Genomic DNA, 2,611 nt, shown 5'->3' with positions numbered 1-2,611 from the left:
CCTTCGGTTCACCCAGCAGGAGCATCCATGGCCAGAAAACCTGACGGATATCTTGTCCACATCATGCTGGAAGGTGGACAAACCATGCAGGTACGGGTCAAAGAAGCCAGAGAATACACGGAATTGATCAACAACCTCATGGTGGGCGGCGAAGAGTTCATCACCTTGCCCAAGCAAATGGACAATGAGTACATGATCGTGCGTCCTCAACGGGTGTCCGCTGTATCGGTGGAGGCAATCTACGCTTCCAGCGTTGGCATCGACCTATAGAGCCTATAGAGCAGACCAAGGTCAGGGATCCCTTGAGTATCGCCGGGCTGACAACGCAAAGCCCCCACCACTAGGGGCAGGGGCTGCCAGAGGACTAGACCCCGCAGGATTTAGAACCTCAGTACCGACAGGTTAGCTTTGCGGGGGCAGGATCACCTTGTCGATGACGTGGATCACGCCGTTGGAAGCTTCAATGTCGGCTGTCACACATTAGCATCGTTGACCTTGACACCATCAGCCAAAGAGATCTCCACAGGAGATCCTTCGACCGTAACCACTTCCCCAGCTTCCAAAGAGGTAGAGAGAACTTTGCCGGGCACTGCATGGTAAGTGAGAAATCGAAAAAAGTCCCCGAAAAAGATGTTTCTACTGCCCCAAGATGCTTTCTTACAAAGGCTGCGGGGGTATCTTCCACTAAGGTTAGATTTGCAACAATCATCGCAGGGTGGTGGTGAGCAATCCAAAACAGGCTGAAAAAGGATCCCTTGAGGCTGAGGGATCAGTTACGTTTGTCTGCATCTATAGTCATTCTGATTCAAACTAAAACGCTGCACCCACACCTGAAGCGTTGAATGCGCGGGGCTGGAAGACTTTTCTTGGTAGCTCAGGCGTCTCACTCTAACCTGAAACGACTGTACTGTTTTGTTTGCTCGAGCTGTCTATCCAGCGGCAGCACAAAAAATAACACCCTCACGGTGCCGAGCAAAGGGATAAATGAGTTAACGAGCTCGTAATAATCCTGGCAGTTGTGCTTACTCTTCTTCCGGCTCGAAGTCTTCGTCGTAGTCGTCCCCGATCAAATCGTCGATATCGTCGATGTCTTCTTCCAAAATCATCTCAGGGACCTCAATGGGCTGCTCGATCAACCGGCCCTCTTTGCGCAACCAGTCAAGAATGGAGAGGCTGCTAGGAGAGGGCACCACCGTTGGCGGCTGATCGCGGGGCTCTTCGCGCAGAGAGGGATTGTGGTAGTACATGCCGTACGGAAAAAGGGCAGTTATCGACGAGGAATGAACTCGGCTTGGATTGATCTCCTCTCAACCGAGGGACGCGGGCTTTCCATCGATATATCCCTCAGTTTAGCCTATGCCTGCCACTCCTGCAAAAAGCGGCGCAGCACCCGATCCAGCTCAACAGCTCGCGCTGCCTTGAACAGCAGCCGATCCCCGGCTTGCACGTGATGGAGCAAGATTTCCAGCAGTTCGGATACCTCCTCGCAGCGTTCTGTCTGGGCTGCCGGTTTTTGGTCGAGCAGCGGTTGCATCTCCCCTTCCGGATCCAAGAGCAAGACCCGATCCAGCCCCAAAGGGGCAGCCGCCCGACCCACCTCCGCATAGAGCTGAGGCGCATGCTCTCCCAACTCCCGCATCGGGCCGAGAATGGCCCAGCGCCGTTTTCCCGGGGTTTGGGCCAGCAGGTGTAGAGCCGCGATCATCGCTTCCGGCGAGGCGTTGTAGGTTTCGTCCCAGATTTCCACATCTCCTGCCAGCTTGAGATGGCGGTTGCGCCCCTCCAGAGGGGTAGGCAAAGCAATGGGTTCTCGGAGCCGCTCCCAATCCAGCCCCAAGCTGCACAGAGCAGCCAGCACTCCCATCCAGTTGAGGGCATGGTGTCTTCCCGGCAAGGGCACCGGCAGCGTTAGGCCCTCCACAGTTACCGTTTGGGCTTGGGGATCCCATTCTCCCCGTAAGTCCCCCCGATCCAGACCATAGGTAAGGGTTTGTCCCGACCACAGGCTGGCGGCGGTAGACAACAGCAAGGGATCTTCTCCATTCAGCAGAGCCACCCCCTGCCCTAGCTCCTGCAGCAGCTCGCACTTGGCAGCAGCAATGGCCGCGCGGGATCCCAGTCTGCCGATGTGGGCGGTGCCAATATGGGTGATCAAGGCGTGGGTGGGCTGAGCCATCTGAGCCAGGCGGCGAATTTCTCCGGGGCCGCGCATGGCCATTTCCAGAACCACAAACTGATGCTCCGGTTGCATCTGGAGCAGTGTTTGAGCAACCCCGATGTCGTTGTTGTGGTTGGCTTCAGTTTTGAGAACTGTGCCGTAGCGGGATAGGGCAGCCGCCAGCATTTCCTTGGTGGTGGTTTTGCCTGCTGAGCCCGTGATGGCCAGTATGGGGGGGGGAAACTGCTCCCGCCAGCCTCTGGCAATGCGCTGGTAGGCAGCTAGGGTATCTGAGACTTGAAAATGGGGCCCGGCCACCGGACGCTGGCTGATGACGGCAACGGCCCCCCTTGCCAAAGCTTGTGGAATAAAGTTGTGTCCATCAAACCGTTCCCCCCGCAGCGCCACAAAGACTGAGCCTGGCTGGAGTTGGCGGCTGTCGGTGCAAATGGC

At 56.6% G+C, this 2,611-nt stretch carries 3 protein-coding genes and 1 pseudogene; 1 reads left to right on the top strand and 3 read right to left on the bottom strand.

What is annotated here, in order from left to right; genetic code table 11:
• Positions 1-27 precede the first annotated feature (27 nt).
• Positions 28-270, top strand: a complete 243-nt coding sequence (locus tag NW829_RS08150; RefSeq protein WP_414357385.1) for a hypothetical protein — start codon at positions 28-30, stop codon at positions 268-270.
• A gap of 132 nt (positions 271-402) precedes the next feature.
• Here the strand turns inward: NW829_RS08150 and NW829_RS08145 are convergent.
• The 3 genes and pseudogenes from NW829_RS08145 to NW829_RS08135 all read right to left on the bottom strand — a co-directional run.
• Positions 403-734: pseudogene (locus NW829_RS08145) on the bottom strand (fasciclin domain-containing protein).
• 288 nt (positions 735-1,022) lie between these two features.
• Positions 1,023-1,247, bottom strand: a complete 225-nt coding sequence (locus NW829_RS08140) for a DUF3134 family protein (RefSeq protein WP_011433626.1) — start codon at positions 1,245-1,247, stop codon at positions 1,023-1,025.
• Between the two features lie 107 nt (positions 1,248-1,354).
• A partial coding sequence (locus NW829_RS08135; RefSeq protein ID WP_414416840.1) for a UDP-N-acetylmuramoyl-tripeptide--D-alanyl-D-alanine ligase occupies positions 1,355-2,611 on the bottom strand: 1,257 nt, incomplete at its 5' end.

Origin of the sequence: Synechococcus sp. R55.8 (assembly GCF_047461895.1) — a bacterium.
Taxonomy (GTDB): Bacteria; Cyanobacteriota; Cyanobacteriia; order Thermostichales; family Thermostichaceae; genus Thermostichus.
Note: the sequence above shows the minus strand (reverse complement) of the source record. Positions and strands in the feature narration are given on the sequence as shown.